General features: G+C 35.7%; 13 protein-coding genes. 1 reads left to right on the forward strand and 12 read right to left on the reverse strand.

Annotation, left to right across the window (positions count from 1 at the left end; genetic code table 11):
• Nucleotides 1-71 precede the first annotated feature (71 nt).
• The 4 genes from ACMUMK_RS10460 to ACMUMK_RS10475 all read right to left on the reverse strand — a co-directional run bounded on the left by ACMUMK_RS10460 (nt 72) and on the right by ACMUMK_RS10475 (nt 5195).
• Nucleotides 72-1418: a sigma-54-dependent transcriptional regulator gene (locus ACMUMK_RS10460; RefSeq protein WP_414701060.1), complete on the reverse strand. Its 1347-nt coding sequence runs from the start codon at nt 1416-1418 to the stop codon at nt 72-74.
• 2 nt (nt 1419-1420) lie between these two features.
• A complete protein-coding gene (locus tag ACMUMK_RS10465; protein WP_414701061.1) occupies nt 1421-2608 on the reverse strand; it encodes a sensor histidine kinase in 1188 nt (395 codons plus the stop codon).
• Nucleotides 2609-2771: 163 nt separating this feature from the next.
• The gene (locus tag ACMUMK_RS10470) at nt 2772-4199 is read right to left on the reverse strand and encodes a sigma-54 dependent transcriptional regulator (protein WP_414701062.1); all 1428 of its coding nucleotides are present in this window, start codon (nt 4197-4199) and stop codon (nt 2772-2774) included.
• A gap of 192 nt (nt 4200-4391) precedes the next feature.
• The gene (locus tag ACMUMK_RS10475) at nt 4392-5195 is read right to left on the reverse strand and encodes a flagellin (protein WP_414701063.1); all 804 of its coding nucleotides are present in this window, start codon (nt 5193-5195) and stop codon (nt 4392-4394) included.
• 172 nt (nt 5196-5367) lie between these two features.
• On the opposite strand from ACMUMK_RS10475, the gene ACMUMK_RS10480 reads away from it, so the two are divergent.
• Nucleotides 5368-8952: a 6-hydroxymethylpterin diphosphokinase MptE-like protein gene (locus ACMUMK_RS10480; RefSeq protein ID WP_414701064.1), complete on the forward strand. Its 3585-nt coding sequence runs from the start codon at nt 5368-5370 to the stop codon at nt 8950-8952.
• A gap of 59 nt (nt 8953-9011) precedes the next feature.
• Here the strand turns inward: ACMUMK_RS10480 and ACMUMK_RS10485 are convergent, their stop codons facing one another.
• The 8 genes from ACMUMK_RS10485 to ACMUMK_RS10520 all read right to left on the reverse strand — a co-directional run bounded on the left by ACMUMK_RS10485 (nt 9012) and on the right by ACMUMK_RS10520 (nt 19372).
• Entirely contained in the window at nt 9012-10124 is a 1113-nt protein-coding gene (locus ACMUMK_RS10485; RefSeq protein WP_414701065.1) for a hypothetical protein, read from the reverse strand.
• Between the two features lie 57 nt (nt 10125-10181).
• Nucleotides 10182-11303 carry a hypothetical protein gene (locus ACMUMK_RS10490; RefSeq protein WP_414701066.1) on the reverse strand — a complete coding sequence of 374 codons (1122 nt, stop codon included), beginning with the start codon at nt 11301-11303 and terminating at the stop codon, nt 10182-10184.
• A 165-nt stretch (nt 11304-11468) separates the two neighbouring features.
• Nucleotides 11469-12479 carry an STELLO glycosyltransferase family protein gene (locus ACMUMK_RS10495; RefSeq protein ID WP_414701067.1) on the reverse strand — a complete coding sequence of 337 codons (1011 nt, stop codon included), beginning with the start codon at nt 12477-12479 and terminating at the stop codon, nt 11469-11471.
• Entirely contained in the window at nt 12451-13578 is a 1128-nt protein-coding gene (locus ACMUMK_RS10500) for a hypothetical protein (RefSeq protein WP_414701068.1), read from the reverse strand. Before ACMUMK_RS10500 ends, ACMUMK_RS10495 begins: the two co-directional genes overlap by 29 nt.
• Complete coding sequence (locus ACMUMK_RS10505; RefSeq protein ID WP_414701069.1) at nt 13556-14257, reverse strand: class I SAM-dependent methyltransferase; 702 nt, start codon at nt 14255-14257, stop codon at nt 13556-13558. Before ACMUMK_RS10505 ends, ACMUMK_RS10500 begins: the two co-directional genes overlap by 23 nt.
• 105 nt (nt 14258-14362) lie before the next feature.
• Nucleotides 14363-15781, reverse strand: a complete 1419-nt coding sequence (locus ACMUMK_RS10510) for a hypothetical protein (protein ID WP_414701070.1) — start codon at nt 15779-15781, stop codon at nt 14363-14365.
• On the reverse strand, nt 15768-17045 hold the full coding sequence (locus tag ACMUMK_RS10515) for a glycosyltransferase family 2 protein (RefSeq protein WP_414701071.1): 1278 nt from the start codon (nt 17043-17045) through the stop codon (nt 15768-15770). Before ACMUMK_RS10515 ends, ACMUMK_RS10510 begins: the two co-directional genes overlap by 14 nt.
• An 80-nt stretch (nt 17046-17125) precedes the next feature.
• Nucleotides 17126-19372, reverse strand: coding sequence for an HAD family hydrolase (locus ACMUMK_RS10520; RefSeq protein WP_414701072.1), 2247 nt, complete (start codon nt 19370-19372; stop codon nt 17126-17128).
• Nucleotides 19373-19380: the final 8 nt, after the last annotated feature.

Consider the following 19380-nt stretch of genomic DNA (forward strand, 5'->3'; position numbering starts at 1 on the left):
GTAGGTATAAAAAAGCCACCAATCATGGTGGCTAATATTTAAGCTGGCTAAACCTTAAACAACAAAAAATATTAAGCTGGTAAGTCAATTCCAACTTCGCGCATTTTTGCTAACTTGTAGCGTAATGTTCGTGGGCTTATTCCTAAACGTTCCGCCACATCTTTACGGCGACCTTTACAGCTTTGTAATGTATCTAAAATAATTTGATGTTCTTGCTGTCTTAACTCAGATCCTAATTTACTGCTGTCTTCCTCAATGACTTCAGTCTCAAACGTTCGGGTCCCTGTCGATAAGTCTTGTTCTATCATAAGATCGATTGCATCAATCTGAGTGCCATCAGACAAAATCAACGCCCGTTGAATGACATTTTCTAACTCACGCACGTTACCTGGCCAACTATGCTGCAATAGCTTGCTGCGACCAGCCGCAGTTAGTTTTGGTATTGCGTTACCTAATTTTTGACAATGCCGTTCGATTAAATGCTCAGCTAAAGGCACTATATCTCCAGCTCGTTTATCAAGCGGTAACCAAGTCAGAGGAAACACATTAAGGCGATAATACAAATCTTCTCTAAATTCACCTGCGTCAACAGTTTGCTTTAAGTTGCGGTTACTTGTAGCAATAACCCTTACATCAAGGGCAATAGTTTTACGGCTTCCTAGTCTTTCCACTTCTTTTTCTTGCAGCACCCTTAACAACTTGGCCTGTAGACTAAGGTCCATCTCGCTAATTTCGTCAAGTAAGATGGTGCCTCCCTGAGCTTGTTCAAATTTACCGGGGCAAGCTTGTAATGCTCCAGTGAAAGCACCTTTTTCGTAACCAAATAATGTGGCTTCAAGCATGTTTTCTGGAATAGCAGCACAATTAATCGCCACAAACGTCTTTTTACTGCGATTTGACTGATCATGAATATATCTTGCCAATACCTCTTTACCAGAACCACTGGGGCCGAGCACCATGACGGTGGCTTCTGATGTAGCTACTTTTTTAGCAAGCGTCAAAAGTTGTAAACTACTAGGATCATCAACAACAGGGGTTCGTGACTCAACCTTATGGGCTGGAGCATAACACCCCACTAAATTAAGCAGAACTTCTGGCGCAAAGGGCTTAGACAAATAGTCTGTGGCTCCATCGCGCATAGCCTGTACTGCATCATTAATCGTTGCGTAAGCTGTCATTAAGAGAATAGGAAGATTAGGATGCTTATTTTTGATATTTTTAAGCAAAGACAAGCCACTCATACCCGACATTTGGATATCACTAACCACTAAATCTACTGACTGTTCTGATAAAATTATTAACGCTCGCTCTCCGCTATCAGCCTCAACCACTTGGTAACCACCAAGCAACAAGGTATCAACTAGCGCTTCACGTAAGCCAGCATCATCTTCAACGATTAGTATTTTAGCTTGACTCATATTTATCTCCCCGCCGCATCGGCATATTGTAGTTGCGACTGATTGTATTGCGCAGATTTAGCCACATTATCGGCCTTATTGTTTGCTTCAAGTACTGGTAATGCCATAGTAAAACACGCACCTCCTGTGGCTAAATTACTAACAGCAATTTGCCCTTGATGAGATTGAGCGACACTTTTAACCACTGCTAAGCCCAACCCTGTACCATTACTTTTTGTGGTAAAAAAGGGTTCAAATATTCGAGTGACATTTTCTTTTTGAATACCAGGACCATTGTCCATTACACATAGCTTTACAGTATTTGGTTTCTCGGTGCACAATTTGGCGGATAGACTAATTTCAGCATTCGCTGGAATAACAGACAGAGCATTGTGAACAAGGTTTTGCAAGGCACCAAGTAACGCAGTTTGATTCCCTAAAATATGAATATCCTGCTGCGGCTCTTGAACCAAAAACGTGGCTTGGTGTTTTTGCAACATAGCATCAACCCCCTGCTGCAAATCGGCCAACAAGCTTTTAATTGAAACACGACTGACAACTTGAGCATCGCCACTTTTTGCAAAAAGTAACATATCATTTACTTGGCTTTCTAAATCTCTGAGCCTAGATTGCAGCTTGTCACTGAATTTGTCGCGAGCATTTTTCGTTAAGGTGTTATTTGATAAATTAGCCGCATATAGCATAGCAGCAGACAAAGGAGTACGAATTTGATGGGCTAAAGACGCTATCATTTTTCCCAATGAGGATAATTTTTGTAAATGTCCTATACGCTGTTGTAACTGTCTAGTTTCAGTCAAATCTGTCAGCACAATAAGCTGACCAGGCTCTTTTCCTAGAGGCGTAATAGATAATTTTACTTTGCGACCATCAAATAATGAAACCTCATGGCCATCATCCGCTTGAGGCTTAAATGAACGAAGTATAATGGCCCGCCATGATTGACCTTCTAAGGGCTCACCTAGTAAAGTTTTAGCTAGTTGGTTGGACTGTTTTACTACCCCTTTGCCATCAACTACAACTACACCAGCAGGCATGACCTGTAACAAATGCTCTAGGCGATTAGCTTGTAACCGCAATGCCTCTACCTCTAAAGAATCTTCAGAAGCAATGTGAGAAGTATTGGAAACAATATCAGTCCTCACTAAAGTGTCTTTAAATATATTATTTGGCAAGCTGTTGGTAGACCCCATAAATTCCTCACGTCAAAACTTAGACAGAATGATTACAGGTATTACAAAGCACATGTCATGCCAAAAGAAATTACCTTTTAAAACATAATGTTACGAGAATAAAATGAGATATAGCCTGTCAAAGAAATGGCGGCCAAGTGGACAAATAGGCCAATGAAGAGGGTTATGCTTTGTTAATATTATATTTGCGCATTTTTTCTACCAAGGTGGTACGACGCATTCCTAAGGTCTCGGCTGCACGGGCAACCACCCAATCTTGTTGCTCTAAGGCTTGTGAAATTAAGCTCACTTCAAGATCAGAAATATACTCTTTTAAGTTTAAGCCATCTGCAGGTAACTCTTTAGAAGATGAATCATCAATAGTACCAGATTCTTCATCTTCAGCACTTTCTCTAAATAACGCATTAATGGCTTCACGCTCAAGTAACTCATCTGGGTACTCAGGCTCATAAGGGTCAATATCTAAATGTTTATATTTAAAGGGAAGGTCCGCTAAATCAATGAGCTGCTCTGGATAAAGTATCATCAAACGCTCAACCAAGTTAGAAAGCTCACGGACGTTTCCAGGCCACTTATGTTCCATCAATGAGCGTATTGCATTTTCTGTAAATTTAATCTGTGCGTTATCTTCTTGTAATCGACACACCAGCTCTTGTAACAATAAAGGAATATCTTCTTTACGCTCTCGCAATGCAGGACTATCAATCGGAAATACATTAAGGCGATAGTATAGATCTTCTCTGAAGGTACCATCGGTGATCATAGACTCTAAGTTTCTATGGGTAGCAGCAATCACTCGCACATCGCACTTAATAGGTTTAGTACCTCCAACCCTTTCGTAGGTCCGCTCTTGCAAAACCCTTAAAAGCTTGACCTGCATTTGCAATGGCATGTCGCCTATCTCATCTAAAAAGAGCGTACCGCCCTCTGCCATTTCAAATCGTCCTTTACGCGTTCCAATAGCCCCAGTAAAAGCACCTTTTTCATGACCAAACAGCTCACTCTCAAGAAGCTCACCAGGTATAGCACCACAATTAACAGGTATAAAAATACCCTCTTTGCGATTTGACAAATAGTGGACGTTTCGAGCAATAACTTCTTTTCCGGTTCCTGACTCACCTAAAATTAACACATTTGCTTCTTTAGGTGCCACTTGCTCAATCAGATGCCTGACATTTTGGATTTGATCACTTTTCCCCACCAAGCTACGAAACAGCTTTGGTTTATGGTTTGCTAAGGGATTAGTAGCCGGTTGACGACGGCGGTATTCTTGACACCTATGTAACATTTGCGTCAATGCAGGATAGGTAATAGGCTCGTTTATAACACCAACAATATTCGAAGTTGGTTTAAAATCTTCATATTGCCCTAATATAATAAAAGGAACACTCGGAAATTTTTCAGCAACATCACTTACTAATTCGGGACTCGTACCGTCGACAAGAACGGACTCGATACCTTGATTAATCTTTAATGTTTCTACGGCCGAAGAAAATAAAATACTAGAGCAGCATTCACCAAGAAAGGTAAGAATAGTAGTAAGATTATTAGCTTGCTCTTCATCAGAACAAATAATCAAAATATTGCTCATGCATCCTCAGTTTTGCGTTTTTTCGATTTTACCATATGAGATGATTCTAACCATTCGAGAGGGGATAGCAACTGAATTTCAAGCAATTTTAACAAAATGCTTTTTTATTGAGCAATCACTAGCTTGTTGAAACAAACCCCAAAAAAAAGAGTAGCTTAGCTACTCTTATGAAAAACCTACTAGGTAAGCAAACTATCCATTCAACAAGGATAACGCCTGCCCTTGTTGTTGGTTTGCTATTTCTTGAACAGCTAAACTGGTTTGCCCCAAAATACTTGCCACTGCATTTTCAGATGTGGCTTGGGCATAATCAGTATCCTGAATACGGCTTCTTGCAGCAGCTAAATTCACATTAGTTTGAGTAAGGTTTCGCGCGGCACTTTCAAATTGACTTTGAGTAGCACCTAAGTCTGTTCTAGCACTACCAACAAACTCAATTGCAGCATCAGCTGCAGCTAGGGCATCCTCTACACCATCTGCGGTACTCAAGTCTACATTCAAAATATTATCTAAACCCGCTACAACGTCTTTCGTAGCCACACCTATTTTCTGGTCAGCATTTGCGCCAACTTGAAAGTCAATGGAACCATCACCGGACAATAGTGACTTTCCTGCAAATTCTGTTTGCTCTATTGTTTGAGAAATGTTTTCTTGCAGTTGACTCACTTCTGATTGAATTGCTTGACGGTCTGCATCACTTAACAGACCATTACCAGCCTGCACTGATAATTCGCGTATACGGTTCACATCATCATTTATTCCCGACAAGCCGCCTTCTGCAACTTGGGTCAAAGACACACCGTCATAAGCATTAGTTACTGCTTGACGGCCGCCTTCTACTTCTGAAGTCAAACGATCAATTATCTGTTGAGCGGCAGCACCATCTGCGGCACTGTTAACCCTTTTCCCTGATGACAACTTCTCAAGTATGGACTCTTGCTTATTTTGTACTTGTTGTAATAACGACGTATTTGATTCTGAATTAAAATTAATCATGACGTTTCCCCAAATAATATTTCTAAAATACTAGCAGAGAGATGCACAAAAAGTAATCTGAAATATAAATCCCCATTAATACCTTTGCATAATATTTCATTGCGGAAGATAACAAATCAATGAAATAATAAAATTATATGCTTAGTTTCAATAAATAGAGTTCACACAATACATGCTTAAAAATATCCGTTTACATATCGAAAAAGATGAACAAAAGCAGGCATTATTAGAAGATAAACTCGCTAAGCACGTATTAAAAACCCAAAAAGAAAACATTAACGCCTTTCAAAGAAATATTCCGTCGTTATTGAATTATATAGAGTCTACAGACTTAGCTAACTTTTCATTGTTCATTAACAAATATGGTGAACATAATATTGTTGATTACGGCCAGGGGCGATCTATTTATGGGTTTCACCCCGAAGAAGAAATACTTGCTCAATTAAAACAAAAGCAAAAACACTCCCCAGAAGTAAATCTTAACAATGATAAACAAATCTGCAGTAATGAATTAGAAGAAGAAAACCTTGCAGACATCCAAACATTGCAAAGCTTTCAACTACAGCAACAACTGCAGATACTGCCCCAAAAAATTGAATGTTTAGTTGTTTTAGGGTGCGGGTTGGGCTTGCACTTAGAGCCTTTACTCGAGCAGCATGATATTAAAAACTTAGTGATTTATGAGCCAGAATTACAGTTCTTTAAGTGCTCAGTAATGGACGTTTCATGGGCACGTATATTTTCTTTGATACAACAAAAAGACACATCTATATTTTTACAACTTGGCAAAGATGGACGAGATTTAATAGCAGATATTAGAGAGCTGAAAGACCACTGTGGGGTATCTAGTTTTCACCTGTATAAACATTACAACCACCAAGTATTTGACTCAATTGAACAAGATATATTGACTCGAAGCTGGTCAGATATACAAGAAAGTGGTTTTTCAATTCAAACAAAAGATAGCTATTTAGACTATGTGCCTAATTGGACACCCAAAGTAGACTTAGAGACCCATAAAACAATAAATGCAAACAATAATAAACTCTCTAATAACCTAGCTGCATTCAAAAAATACTTCCCAGATATCTATGAAGAATTTAAAGATTATAAGCCACAAAAATGGCTTCCAATTGAATCCCCTAACGGTGAAATAAATTTACTACATATTAAAGAGTTGCATACTTGGTATGGAACTAGCCCAAAACAAGAATGTATTTTAAATTTTGAAAACTTTGACGAGCAGCCCAATAAAGATGGCTTAGTATTAGGGTATAAAGGAACTAAACTCGCTCATTATGTCCATTATCAATTCGTGAAAGAAACCGAAGAGCTATTGCAAAAAGCAGAAGAAGAAATAGGAGCCCTTCCTGATACTGTTCAGTCTCTAATAATGTTTGGTATCGGTACTGGTTATCAATTAGAGAAGCTTCTCGAGGAACATACCGTTGAGAAGCTTTTTGTATGCGAGCCCAACCCTGACTTTTTTTGCGGTTCACTTTTTGCGATAGATTGGCATGCTATTTTTGAAACGGTAGAGAAGTCTGGGGCTCGGATTTATCTTAATATTGGTGATGACGGTACTAACTTATTTAGAGATTTATTAAATCAATTTTATGCTATTGGTCCTTATATATTAAACAGTACATACTTTTATCAAAGCTACCACAACGCCTCTTTGAACAAAGCTATTTCACAACTTAGAGAGCAGTTACAAGTTGTTATATCTATGGGGGAATACTTCGACCACGCATATTACGGAATAGCTCATACAGCAGAAGGAATGAAACGTAAAATTCCAGCGTTAGTTGCTAACCCAAGTGAAAAACTAAGTTACGATGATAAAGAAGTACCTATATTCATTGTAGGAAACGGTCCTTCTCTAGACTCTTCTATCGACGCTATAAAAGAATGGCAAGGACAAGCCATAGTTATTAGCTGTGGTACGGCGTTACAAGCACTTCATCGACATGGAATCACACCAAATTTTCATGCAGAAATTGAGCAAAATCGCTGTACCTTTGATTGGGCAGCATTAATCGGTGATTTAGAGTACTTGAAACACATTACTCTGATTTCATGTAACGGCATTCACCCGGATACTTGTGATTTATACAAGGATGTGATGGTCGCCTTCAAAGAGGGTGAATCTTCAACGGTATCAGCATTAAACGTATTGGGACGTGAAAACTATCAAGTGTTGCAAAATGCTTTTCCAACAGTAAGTAACTTTGTATGTGATTTATTCAGCACTATGGGATTCACAAACATTTACTTAATCGGTGTCGATTTAGGCTTCATCAATGTTAAGCATCACCATTCAAAATCATCCGGTTATTATCAAGAGGATGGTGAAGAGACATATGACTACTCCGAAAAAAACAATACCTCTATTGTGGTACCAGGGAATTTTCGCCCTACAGTAAACACAAAACATGAGTTCAAGGTATCTAGGCAGGTAATAGAACAGGTTACGGCTAAAAAGCCGAAAGGCCAATCTTTCTATAACTGTAGTGATGGAGCAAAAATTCTAGGTACATTACCATTGAGGCCTGATGATCTTTTAATAGTTGCGACAAATGAACAAAAGAAACAGCTATTAAATAAACTGAGTACAGAAGTGTTTTCGTCAAACGGCTTCGATAACTATGAACAACGCTTTAACGAACATTTTTCAAAAGAACTATTAATAAAAGAAATTGGCGAATTTGAACAACTATTAGAAAAAGATATAACGAGTGTTGATGATGTGCAGTTCATTATTACTAAACAAAAAGAAATGCTATTTTCATCTTACAAAACGGGTAAGTCGTTATTGTTTTATTATTTATACGGCACAGTGAATTATGCCAATGCGGTTGCTGAAAAGTTAAGGGCCAACTTAACATTATCTAGATCTTCTAATTTAGCGTGGCGAAAGTATTTAAAAAAAATAAAGTTAATGATGGCCATTAAATCGTCCGAATTTGACCTGTCTAGCTATAGAGAGTCGATGAGAGCGGAGTTACTTTTAAGTAACTTCATTTCTACTAAAAGTATATTAATAATTACTAACTCTACTGCATTCATTAATTCTATCAAATGGGCAGTTGAATCGATGTTCAGAAGCTTTGCTGAAGTAATTGCTGTGTCTCCTAAATATATAGATATCAATAAAACGTTCGACTTTGTAATTTACTATGTTAACAATCATTTAGAAGAGAGAGAAAATAGCCCATTTGTGGCTTCCAAATTACCAATTAATGGTAAGTTAAAAACACTTTGGGTTATCGACAGCTCAGCGGTTAGGCCTACGACATTTGCAGAAGCTATACCGAGCCTTTCGATAGTAATTAGACCACCAATGCTTTCGGTCAAATCCAAAAAAATTCATAACATATTTGTTTACGCAATAAATGCAATTCGAGCATGTGTTGACTCACCGATGCCAGGTGTCATAGTGCCACGTTTAAAATATACAGATACTAGTCAAATAAAGCCGTATGACTTCGCTAAGGTTGGGATTAGCACCAAATGTTTTGCAGTTCGCTTCAAGTATTACTCTGTGATCCCTTTTGAATACTTAAAACACGTAACTCTTACTAACAGTTCAGGCAATGTAGGTTTTATATCAGAACAACTTGATGATGATAGTATTTATATGTTTCAGAAATCAAACGATGACGAAATTGAAAATAATGTCTTAAATTACCAAAGAATAAACAAGCATTTATTTATTGATAAAAAGTTTGACTCCTTAGTAAAGTTGAGTAATTAGGTTCATTATTTATATTACAACTAGGTGAATAACATTAATTCACCTATACATATTTCGACTTATTGCAAAGTATCTTCCAACTGCTGAACCCTCAAAATTAACCCATCAATTACTTTTTTTTGTTCATTGATTTGTATCTGTTGGGTGCCAAGTTTTGAGGTCAGCTTATTTTTCTCCTTTACATTTTGTAAATGTAAAATTCCAAACATTTGGATAATAACCTCAATTGGTATATCTGGAGTCGGATGCCATTTTTCAGAAAGGCTCGGTGTTGGTTCGATGAATAATTTCTTGTTATTCAAAAATCGTTTTTCGATCATTTCATAAAACGGTGCGTGCTCACTAATAAAATCAATACGTTCTTGAGGAGAATAATGACTTTGCAACCAAGTAGATTCAGACTCTAAAGTAACATTATGTACGCGATACTCTCTACAAGGAGTAATAAGTTCTTTTAAATACTCTGGAAAATATTTTCGGATATACCAATAAAATTCAACCACAAACAAGTTTTTTTCGGTCTCATTAGGTCTAGCAGATAGAGACTGAAACTCATTTGTTTCCTCAATATTTAGAACATTAAGAAAGTCGCTAAAAATACTATGATTTTTTAACTGCTCTCTCTCAAAAGGTCTCACAATTATATGTTCCTCACCAAATACTTCGGCATAGCTGAATATAGTCTTATATGCATCCATGATATAAATAGGGTCGCCTTTTTGTAGATCTTTTTTATGTACAACGTATGAGAAAAAGTTATAACATGTATTGGCTAAGTCGTCAGCTCTACGTAAATACATTACAATTGAAATTTCCCTAAAATACTTTTTCAATAATTTAAGTTCATTAAAGTTTACAGAGGGGTGGCATAACAAATCACTTGATATTACAACGTTGTTATAGCCATCTGATTCAGCAACTATTGAAGATACATATTCTTCAAACTTTAAATTAGTATGATGGTTTACATTTTCATGAGGCTCTTCACGAAGAGATGAAGCTAGCTTATGATGCGCTATTTTACCCGCGTAAGGATTTGCCATACATCGACCACTTTCGGGGTAGATGAATGAATGTTTTTTCAGAGCCTCACTGTTAATATGTAAGTACTCTTCCAAAGATGTCGTTGCTGTTTTAGACATTCCAATATGTATATATAAATGCTCTATCATTAGTATTCTAACCCACTTTAAATTATTAATATTCGTATAACCAGCACCAAATATACTTTACGAAAGATAGTCACCCGGTAAATATGCAAGAAGCTTCTCAACAACTTTCTGCCAACCATACTTATCAATAAAAGCAGTTCGCTTGTCCACTCGACTTCTTGTTGATAGCTCATGGAATAAGTTTAAATCAGTTTGAAGGCTATCAAAATCATGGATAACAAAGCCGTTATCCATTTCTTTAACATATCTAACACTTGGAGCTAACTCTTCGGTCAACACATACATTCCAGTTGACAGATAATCTATTGTTTTCGTATTGTCATGTTTTTGACCAACAGACCTAGAAAAATCAAGCCCAAAGTTATGTTCGAAAAGTACTGACTCATAATCATCATCAACCCCCCCTAAAAACCTGAGGTTATCAGGCCATGACATACCACACCAGTCAGACAATACTCTTGTAACATCTGCATTAAAGCCCTTATCATCAAGCAAATTGACAACTGCATGTTCAATAGGTCTTTCCGATTGTTTGAGTTTTTTCGTACAGTCAAATATTAAGCGACTAACAATACTAAAGTTTACATCATCAAAAGCTCGGCATGTCTTAAAAATTTTTACTAGTATTTCAGGATGACGAATACTGCCAACCCATAACCCTTTAGGTTCTAGAAAAGGCCTTATTTCTCCTATCAAGTTCAACGCACCGAAATCTAGTTGTCGTACATTTAATTTTAAAGACACTTTTTTAACTAAGTCTTGTTGGTTGTAGTTATTGACCGTAATTAAATCAAAACCTTCGTACGCTTCTTGCGCCAAGTGTTTGGGTAAACTGGATACGAAACAAGAAAGCAATATTTTTCTTTTGTGTTTAATATTTTGGGGATTAATACCATGAATGCCAGAGAGTACTTCAGGCTTTGTAGTACTAAATATAAGAACTTTGGCTTTGACATAAAACTGCTCTAGCTTTTTCTGACTTACAAGAACAAGATCGCTAAACAATGAGCGGGTTATATCTGGCGAGGTAAACTCTACAACGAGTCCAACCTTAAAACCTAACTTTACAAGCTCAGTAGCAACATTGACGCTTCTGATTGCGTTCCCATAAACCTTTGAAAACGGCTTATTCGTGTCATTAACTTCTATTTTGTGACCAATGATTAGAAAATCAAACATAAAAATATAGCCTAATTAGATGAAATAAATGTACGTTACAGGACAGAGTTTCCCTACATCATACGAATCACTGCTGCGAGTAGATGAGCATTTAATCAAATAATGTTGCACTACAAATACGATAGAGTTAGAAAGACAATTAAATTTAATATAGAAACCCAACAATTACTTCAACTCTGTTTGGATAGCTGTTAAATCGTCAACCCAATTGTGGACATATTCAAGTTCTTTGTCTGATACCAACTTGTCATAAACTAATTGTTGGTAACAATTCAGCAATGCTTCCTCAGGGCTATTTTTTTCATTCATCTCCATAGAAGATAACGACTTGAGAACATGAGGGGTGTTCTGATAACACTCCAACTCATCACTAAAATCTTTATAAAGATCATGGGCATTTCTTTCTTGGAATACAGTAGCAGGAGCAAATGCTAATGATTTCTGCATATGATCTAAACACCGCTTGGCAACGAAAGATCTTAGTATATCAGTAAACCTGAAACTAACTGTTACAGGCAAATACATTAAAGCAAAAACCCTATGGCTCCAAAGTGTATTCTGAGAATTGAACGGACAATAAATTCCTTTAGGTAAAGCATATGAAGAGTTACCTTTAGAAAACTTAAATTCATCTGACGCTTGAGTTAAGCGATAGATAGCATCTACATCAGGATCTTTATCTGCTAGTCCTTGAACAATATCTGCGTTTACCATTTCTGATGAAATATCAAAGTTTTGTGTCTTTGTTACTTCGTGTAAGGGAAAACCCCTAGGCCAAATTTTTTCATCTGAAAACAACTGATAACAGTTAAATGAAGTTAACTCACTCAATTCTAAAACTAGACGATTTGCATTTTTAAACGAACTCAATGACTGTTCTTTATAAGGAAAGTTGTCATCATCAGTTTCGAAAATTTCAGTCGCGCCAGCTCGAATAGCTAAGAGGTACCCCAAATTCTTCCTACTGTAATGATGAAAAGGCATGTCAATAGACTTAAACTCATTCAAGCTAAGCTGCCTTTCATAGGAATAATATTGCAATCCCTTTATATGTGAATCTATATCTATCCCTCCTTTATCACCTATCACAATAATATTGTTAAATTTAGGAAGTGTTAAGAATTCCTCTATTGGCTTAGTTAAACCATTAATGGTTGTTATTACGGTATAAATCATTCATGTATCCAAATAAATACTTTTTAATCGAGTGTGAAGGTGAAGGAAAGCTCAGCCCAAAATCAGTAATCAAACGATGAGAAATTGAAAGTTCGCTATCGCTTAAACCATTTGAAGAGGCGATTGATTTTTCTAACTGTTTAAATGTGAAAACGGTTTCTACCCCATAAGCCTCCCATAATGTTTCCACAAATTCAGAAGCGATAGAAATAGCTCTTTTCCCCATCAACTTAGCCTCTAACAACATAGTGCTGTTTATTGAGAGAACCACTTCGGAATCATTTATTGCGTCTAAAGGATCATCAGTGTTATTAAAAAGTACTAAATCATTCAGCAGCTTATATTTTGCAACTATTGAGCTAGGGATTAGATCAACATTATTGGGAGGGTTTCTAATCACTAGACGCTTGTGCATGTTTACTGCATATTCGCACATAAACTCTATAATTGAGTTTTGAAATTTCACAGCCTTTTTTATGTCACTTTGACAGTCCATATTTTGCAATACAAGCAAAAAGGTAGTAGCTGTCTTAACGGTTTTCATGGTAGTGAAGGTTAAAGCTTCAATCTTCGGAGCCCCAACAATTACAAACCCTGCACCAGAATGGCCACGTCCTATAAAAACTCTTTTTTGCAGTTCCCCCCACAAAAGGCAATGCTTACAAATTGGAATGTCATAACCGTATTCTCTATCCAAATAATAACGGTCCTCTGATGAAAAGACCCCTTCATGAGGAATTAAAATAGTTAATATGCCCTTTTTATTAGCTAAATCGACAATATCTCTGAACATAAAATACCAATCGAAAGTAAACACTATCCCTTTTATATTGGAATCTAATACTTGTTCAAGCTTATCTCGATACACACTTCTATTTTGCTTGACAAACTGATGAATTTTTATTCTGTTCTGTGGCGAATTAGGTTTTTTAAAAAAATTAATTGGAAATATGATTTCTTGGTCGGGATCCACCATATTAATTAACTTATCACAGGTATTTTTTATCCAATTTATGTAAACAAATTTGTTGTCAGGAATACTAGCAAAAGCCTCCCAATTGAATAAATTTTCGGCTTTATTCATACCAATTGTACTCATAAATATCGCCATCAAATCCTTGCTTTACAAAATGCGGAAAGAACTTTGATAACAATTCGAGATCACCAGCGTCAAAGCTTAACTTTGGAGGTAGCCTAATTGCTCTCTTTCTAATGATAACCGTAATATTGTAACCATATTTAAGAATAGATGGATTTGAACAATCAAAACCTGCCATGACCAAATTATATAAAAGTATGCCAGCGTTCCACAAAGTAAAATGACCACCGACAATATCTTGCTTCAAGGGGGGTACCGTTATGGCAATAACCCCCCCCTCTTTAACCAGACGATTAATCTTAGTTAAAAAGAGATTTATATTTAGTTGGTGCTCAAGAACATGGGAGCACCAAGCACAGTCAAATAATTCAGTTTCTGGGAACTCATTAAAATCACCATAGAAATAATCTATCTCTTCCGGCCTCTTATTCTTTTTGTAATAAATTGACCGCCCATAATCGATAGCTGTTACTTTTTTGCCATATTTAGTTAAAAGTTGGGAATGTAGTCCTTCCCCAGCGCCAATATCCAGTACGGATGAAAATGTGTAGTCATCAACAAGTTTTTGCAAACCTTGGGCTGCAGTCGAATAATTTACTAACGTTTGAAAATCAGCTCGAAGTGGCTTTAAATAAGACTTATAAAAATTTCTAGAACAAATCATTTTAATAACTTTCAATAAAATTCTAAGGGGTCAATTAGGTTGTTATCGGCATATTTAAAAGAAACTGAACTACCAGATAAAAAGTTCATTTTTTAATAAAAATTTACACAACTTTTTACTCTAATAAAGAGGAACAATTTCTAGCTGCAATTTAGAATTTTTCAACTGTAAGGTGATCTCATGTGTATATTTAAATGCAGATATCAATACTACGTCGCCATCAATTAAATCTGCAGGCTCCAAAACTGGCACGCCTTCATAGTCTAAACTTAATTCTTTATCAATTACACCGCGGATTTGTGGCTTTAAATAAGGAAACAACAGCCTTCCTATACTTCCAACCCCATAAAGAACAATTTTATTCCGTATCGACAAACATTCTAAATTTTGCCCTATTTGAACCAATGAATTGTAAACTATATTTTTGTGACGTAATGAAGAAGTACTTACTAACTCTTGAGAAAATAGCTTATACGCATAAAAAGCATCAAACTTGAGTCGTAAAAAATTATCAAAATTGAGGTATTCCCATGATTTCTTTTTATCATCAATAGATAAAATATCTTTCCAAAAAGTTGACGTAAAAAACTCTTTGTATATATCTATATAATTTTGATTTAACGTTGGTCTAAATAAATAAATAGATTTTTTGCCAAAAAATCTAGCTTCTTTCAAAACCGAAGATGACAACGCAACAACTACATCAATCTGTTTCATGGATAGTAGTTGATAAACGTTTTCATTTTGCAGGTACTCAACGTTTTCGAGACCTAAATTATTCAAACCATCAACAATTTTTCTAAAATCATTTTCTGACATTAGAGGGTGTTTTAAGAGGTATAACTTGTTATAACTTGCCGATAACTTTTGCAATTCAAGCGGAAAATCTAGCAACGTTAAAAACCTATCACCATCTTGACAGGCTTTATCCACAAACAATTGACCAATTAAGAGAGCACTATTATTTACTAAGGTTAAATGGCTTTTTTTAAAATGTTCACAATAGGCACTTAATATGTTGGCTTCATGGATAAGCACATCGTTTTCTATTTGGTAAGATATTAGCTTTGATTGAATAGCAGTATTATTTGAATAAAATGAGAAGAAAATGTCTTTACCAAACCTCAATGGAGACAACCAAATATCGATATATCGTAAACCTAAATGATCAAAATAATTTCGAGTACTTTGTGATAACTCATAACCGATAAACAAATCACTTTTACCAATATAACTTTCAACTAGTTTTCGTGAACGCAGACAGGATATATCAGGCTCTATATAATTTAACAACTTATTGCTATAAGTTTTATTGTTTAACTGATAAAACTCTTCAATTGGAAAAGCATTATTTAAACTAGTATCTAATGTTACTTCTGCACCAACTTTAGTTAATATTTCAACGAAAAAGTCTAACCTCTCAAGTCCTCTTTTCCCAACAAAAACCTGCGTTGTAAGAAAGTCATAACTAATAAAAATCTTTTTTTTAAATGGTTTCAATTTTTCATTTCTCTCAAGAAAAGCGTCAAGGAGTAGCATACTCATTTTCCCCATAAGCGCTGACTGCAGTAACTACTTCAGAATGCTCTTTTATTGAGTCATAAATGGCTTTAGTAGAACCGACCGAACCAATAATTACCACATCATCTATATTACAACCTTTTATAACATCAATGTCGAACATGGGGATTCTTTCCACTGGACTAGGAGTTGGAAAGGTGCTGATAAATCCCGATAACTGCTTACTCTCTTTAATTATTTTTTTTGCTATAAGTTTAGCTAACTTGCCACTACCGAATATATAAACTTTAGCCGTCGGTGAAATTTTAGAAAGATCAAACTCTTTGATGATTAGACTTTCACAGGAGTGTCTTTTCAAATTACACTTTAGAGTGTAATAATTTAATATCAACTTAAAGTACTTTACTGGTGTTTTAATTTCTCCAATAAAACTAATTCTCTTTTTGTTTCCATTAAAAGTTCGAAGAAGCCTCACATCTATAAACGGTAAAATTTCAGATGAGTTGTTTCCTAATGCTTTTAATATTATGTTTCTAACTATTAATCCGTCATATAATCGCTTAGAAGCAGCTCGACTATTTTGAGCAAGAGTTATAGACTTTTCATGTCTGAAATAACGATAGCCCAAAGTAGAAAGAACTGATATTTTTTGATTATATTTATTATCGAAAAATAAAAAAACAGACCATAATAAATCCTCAAACATATTTACTCTGGGGACTCCAGATAATCGCTTTAACGTTTCTATTGCACATGTACGACGAACTAACTTGTTTACTGCAATATGCCAAACCCATGCGTTTGGCAGCATTAAAATTCGTTGAAGTATTTCATGTCCCGAAATATAGTTTCTACTCGACAAGGTATTATTTGGTGAAGACCAGGTACTACCTTCGATGTTGCATTCCTCTACACCGAAAATTACGATATCTAAATCACATATTTGAGCTTTTTTCAATGCTTCATAGTATATATCTTTCTGAACCCAATCGTCAGGATCCAAATGTACTATATACTCTCCATTAGCAGCCTCTATTCCAGTTTTTCTAGCTGCAAATAATCCTCTATTATATGTATGTTTTATATACTTAATATCAGGGTAACAAGCTATAATATCTTGGCAGTTTCCAGGTGAATAGTCGTCAACAATAATCACTTCGAATGATGTAAGTGAGCTAGTATAAATAGATTGTAGCGCTCTTGAAAGGTACTGTTCCGCGTCAAAAACAGGAATAATTACACTTAAATCAAAAGAATTTTTAATTGAAGCGGGGTCGTGCATTTTTAAAACTCCCATTTAATTTAAACCGTCACAAAATTTATTGAATTTCAGTTTTACGCCTAAACAAGAATTAGGGTGTTTTATAAACTTATAATCTTCATTGTGTTACAACTAAACTCACCCGACTTTTTATAAATATTCTGCGCAATTTCATCTTTAAAGCGTTTAGAGCATATTACAATATTCTTACAATTCGATTTTATTGCCTGGTTTAGTGACACAACCTCATATCCTAAATGTTGAAATGGTCCAAATATTTCAGCTTTACGATCTATCACCATATCCACTATGAGATCATTTTTATTTAAGTGCGGAAGTAATTTTTCGAAAAATACTCCAGCACCATAAACAGTAAAATTAGTCCACCCTCGTCTCAAAATTCTATCCGCTAGCTCAGCAGCATCATTATCTGTATCCATAAGCAATAGGCCATGTTGTTTTTGCATAAACTCTTCTGACAACAAATTCAGCATTGCTTGAGGCCAATGAAGATTGTCAATTTTCCATTTTATATTCCTACTGAATTCAAGATACACACTTTCAACACCGAGTCGTTTTACCAATTCGAGCTGTTCATTGCTAATCACTGCATAAGAATTATCCGAACCGAAATTATCTTGCTGCTTAATTTGGGTAAATAACTCGGCTTCGTATTTGGTTGGATATTGAACGTAGCGCAGTAATATACTCATAACCTCTGAAAGGTTAATTTTATGAAAACCTAGTTGGTGATGGCAATTAACATACTCTATTGTCCCTGCCAAAAATGCTTTTACTGGGGAAGTATTCTCTTTAAGTTTGGGTGCTAATATTGGCGTTCCTTTAGGATCATCCCCATAACTCAGCGTTGTTCCGTAATCACCTAGTAAAAATGCTTCAATACACTCAGATGACCTACAGAGAAGTCGCCTTAAATGATTAGTATCTGTACCTGCATTTATAAAACTAATGTAAGCTGTTGTTTTAGCATGCTTATAAACTCTATCAGATGAAACAAATAATAGATTTGCAGCACTATGTTGGTCAAAAATCATTTGTAGGTTATGTTGGATAGTCCCACCATAACCAAAATCTACAACTGTACATTCTTGATATGGAACAGAAATTTGTGAACTATAATATGAAGTGAACCTCACCTTTTGTTGCTTAATTATTTTTTCTATTTTAGCGATGTTATTCGTCGCTAATTCAATAAGGCAATTAAGTATGCTACGGCCGCCATAAAATAGGCCATCAGAACTTTTCATGAATTCAGATTTAAATTTACTATGCAGTGCATCAGGGATAAGCTGAAAGTCACGATAAAAGTCGTCAACTGTGTACCCTCGTCTAGAAACTAACAGCGCAATTAGGTCATTAAACCAATTAATTGAATCAAGATTTATAGAGGGCCAAATAGTGGATTTACGGGAAGCAAAGAGCTTTTTGACTACTATATGCTTTATATTTCTCTGTGATAGCCTCAAAGAGATAAGCGGAACAAAAACTTCAGCTTCACGCATTAGGCACAAAATTGTAGAGCTTTTTACACTGATAGTCTTATCAATAACCCAATCAGAGAACGCAAAAAGCGCAGGTCCCCACACAAAAGCACCTAATTCGAATGCTTTTGGTTCAACTAAAGCATACGTCTTATCCTTTTTATGAGTAACAGCTATTTGCCTAATAGAGTTGCAGGTGAATCCTGAAGGAGAAATAAACTTTTCAGTTTTAAGAATTTGAGTACTACTAAGTCTCCCTCCAGCGTAAATAGCATGTAAGCCAATTTTATTAGGTACTTCAAAATCCGACTTTAGATTATCCCCAACATGTAGCCATTCAGAATACTCCAAACTAAGTTGCTCTTTTACATAATGAAACAATTGCCCTGATGCTTTATTTTTTTTATATTCTGATGATACGTATAGTGGGATATCGCAAACCCACTTATTTTGATCAAAAAATGTTTTGTGAATCTGCTCTTTACTAAGATACATATCAGACAAAAATAAAATCTGAATTCCTTGAGCTTTTAACTCAGTTATTAGATTCAACAGGGGCTCATATAAAAAACCATATAGAGCTTCAGTCTCTAATTCACTTTTCAGTAATGCAGCTTTAATTGATTGCGAAAAAGGCATGTAATCATATATTTCCTCAAGTGAGACCTCATTACTAGGCACATTATATTTCGCCTCTTTTTCAGCAAAAAACCTCAACTCCTGAAATTCTTTATCATGTAACCCTAATAGAAGTTCATCTTTAACCTTGGCATACACGTGAGAAAAAATATCTGTAGGTTTAGATACTTTTCGATAAATTAACGTATCAAACAAATCAAAAGACACCACTTTAA

Source organism: Paraglaciecola sp. 2405UD69-4 (genome assembly GCF_047525415.1).
Taxonomy (GTDB): Bacteria; Pseudomonadota; Gammaproteobacteria; order Enterobacterales; family Alteromonadaceae; genus Paraglaciecola.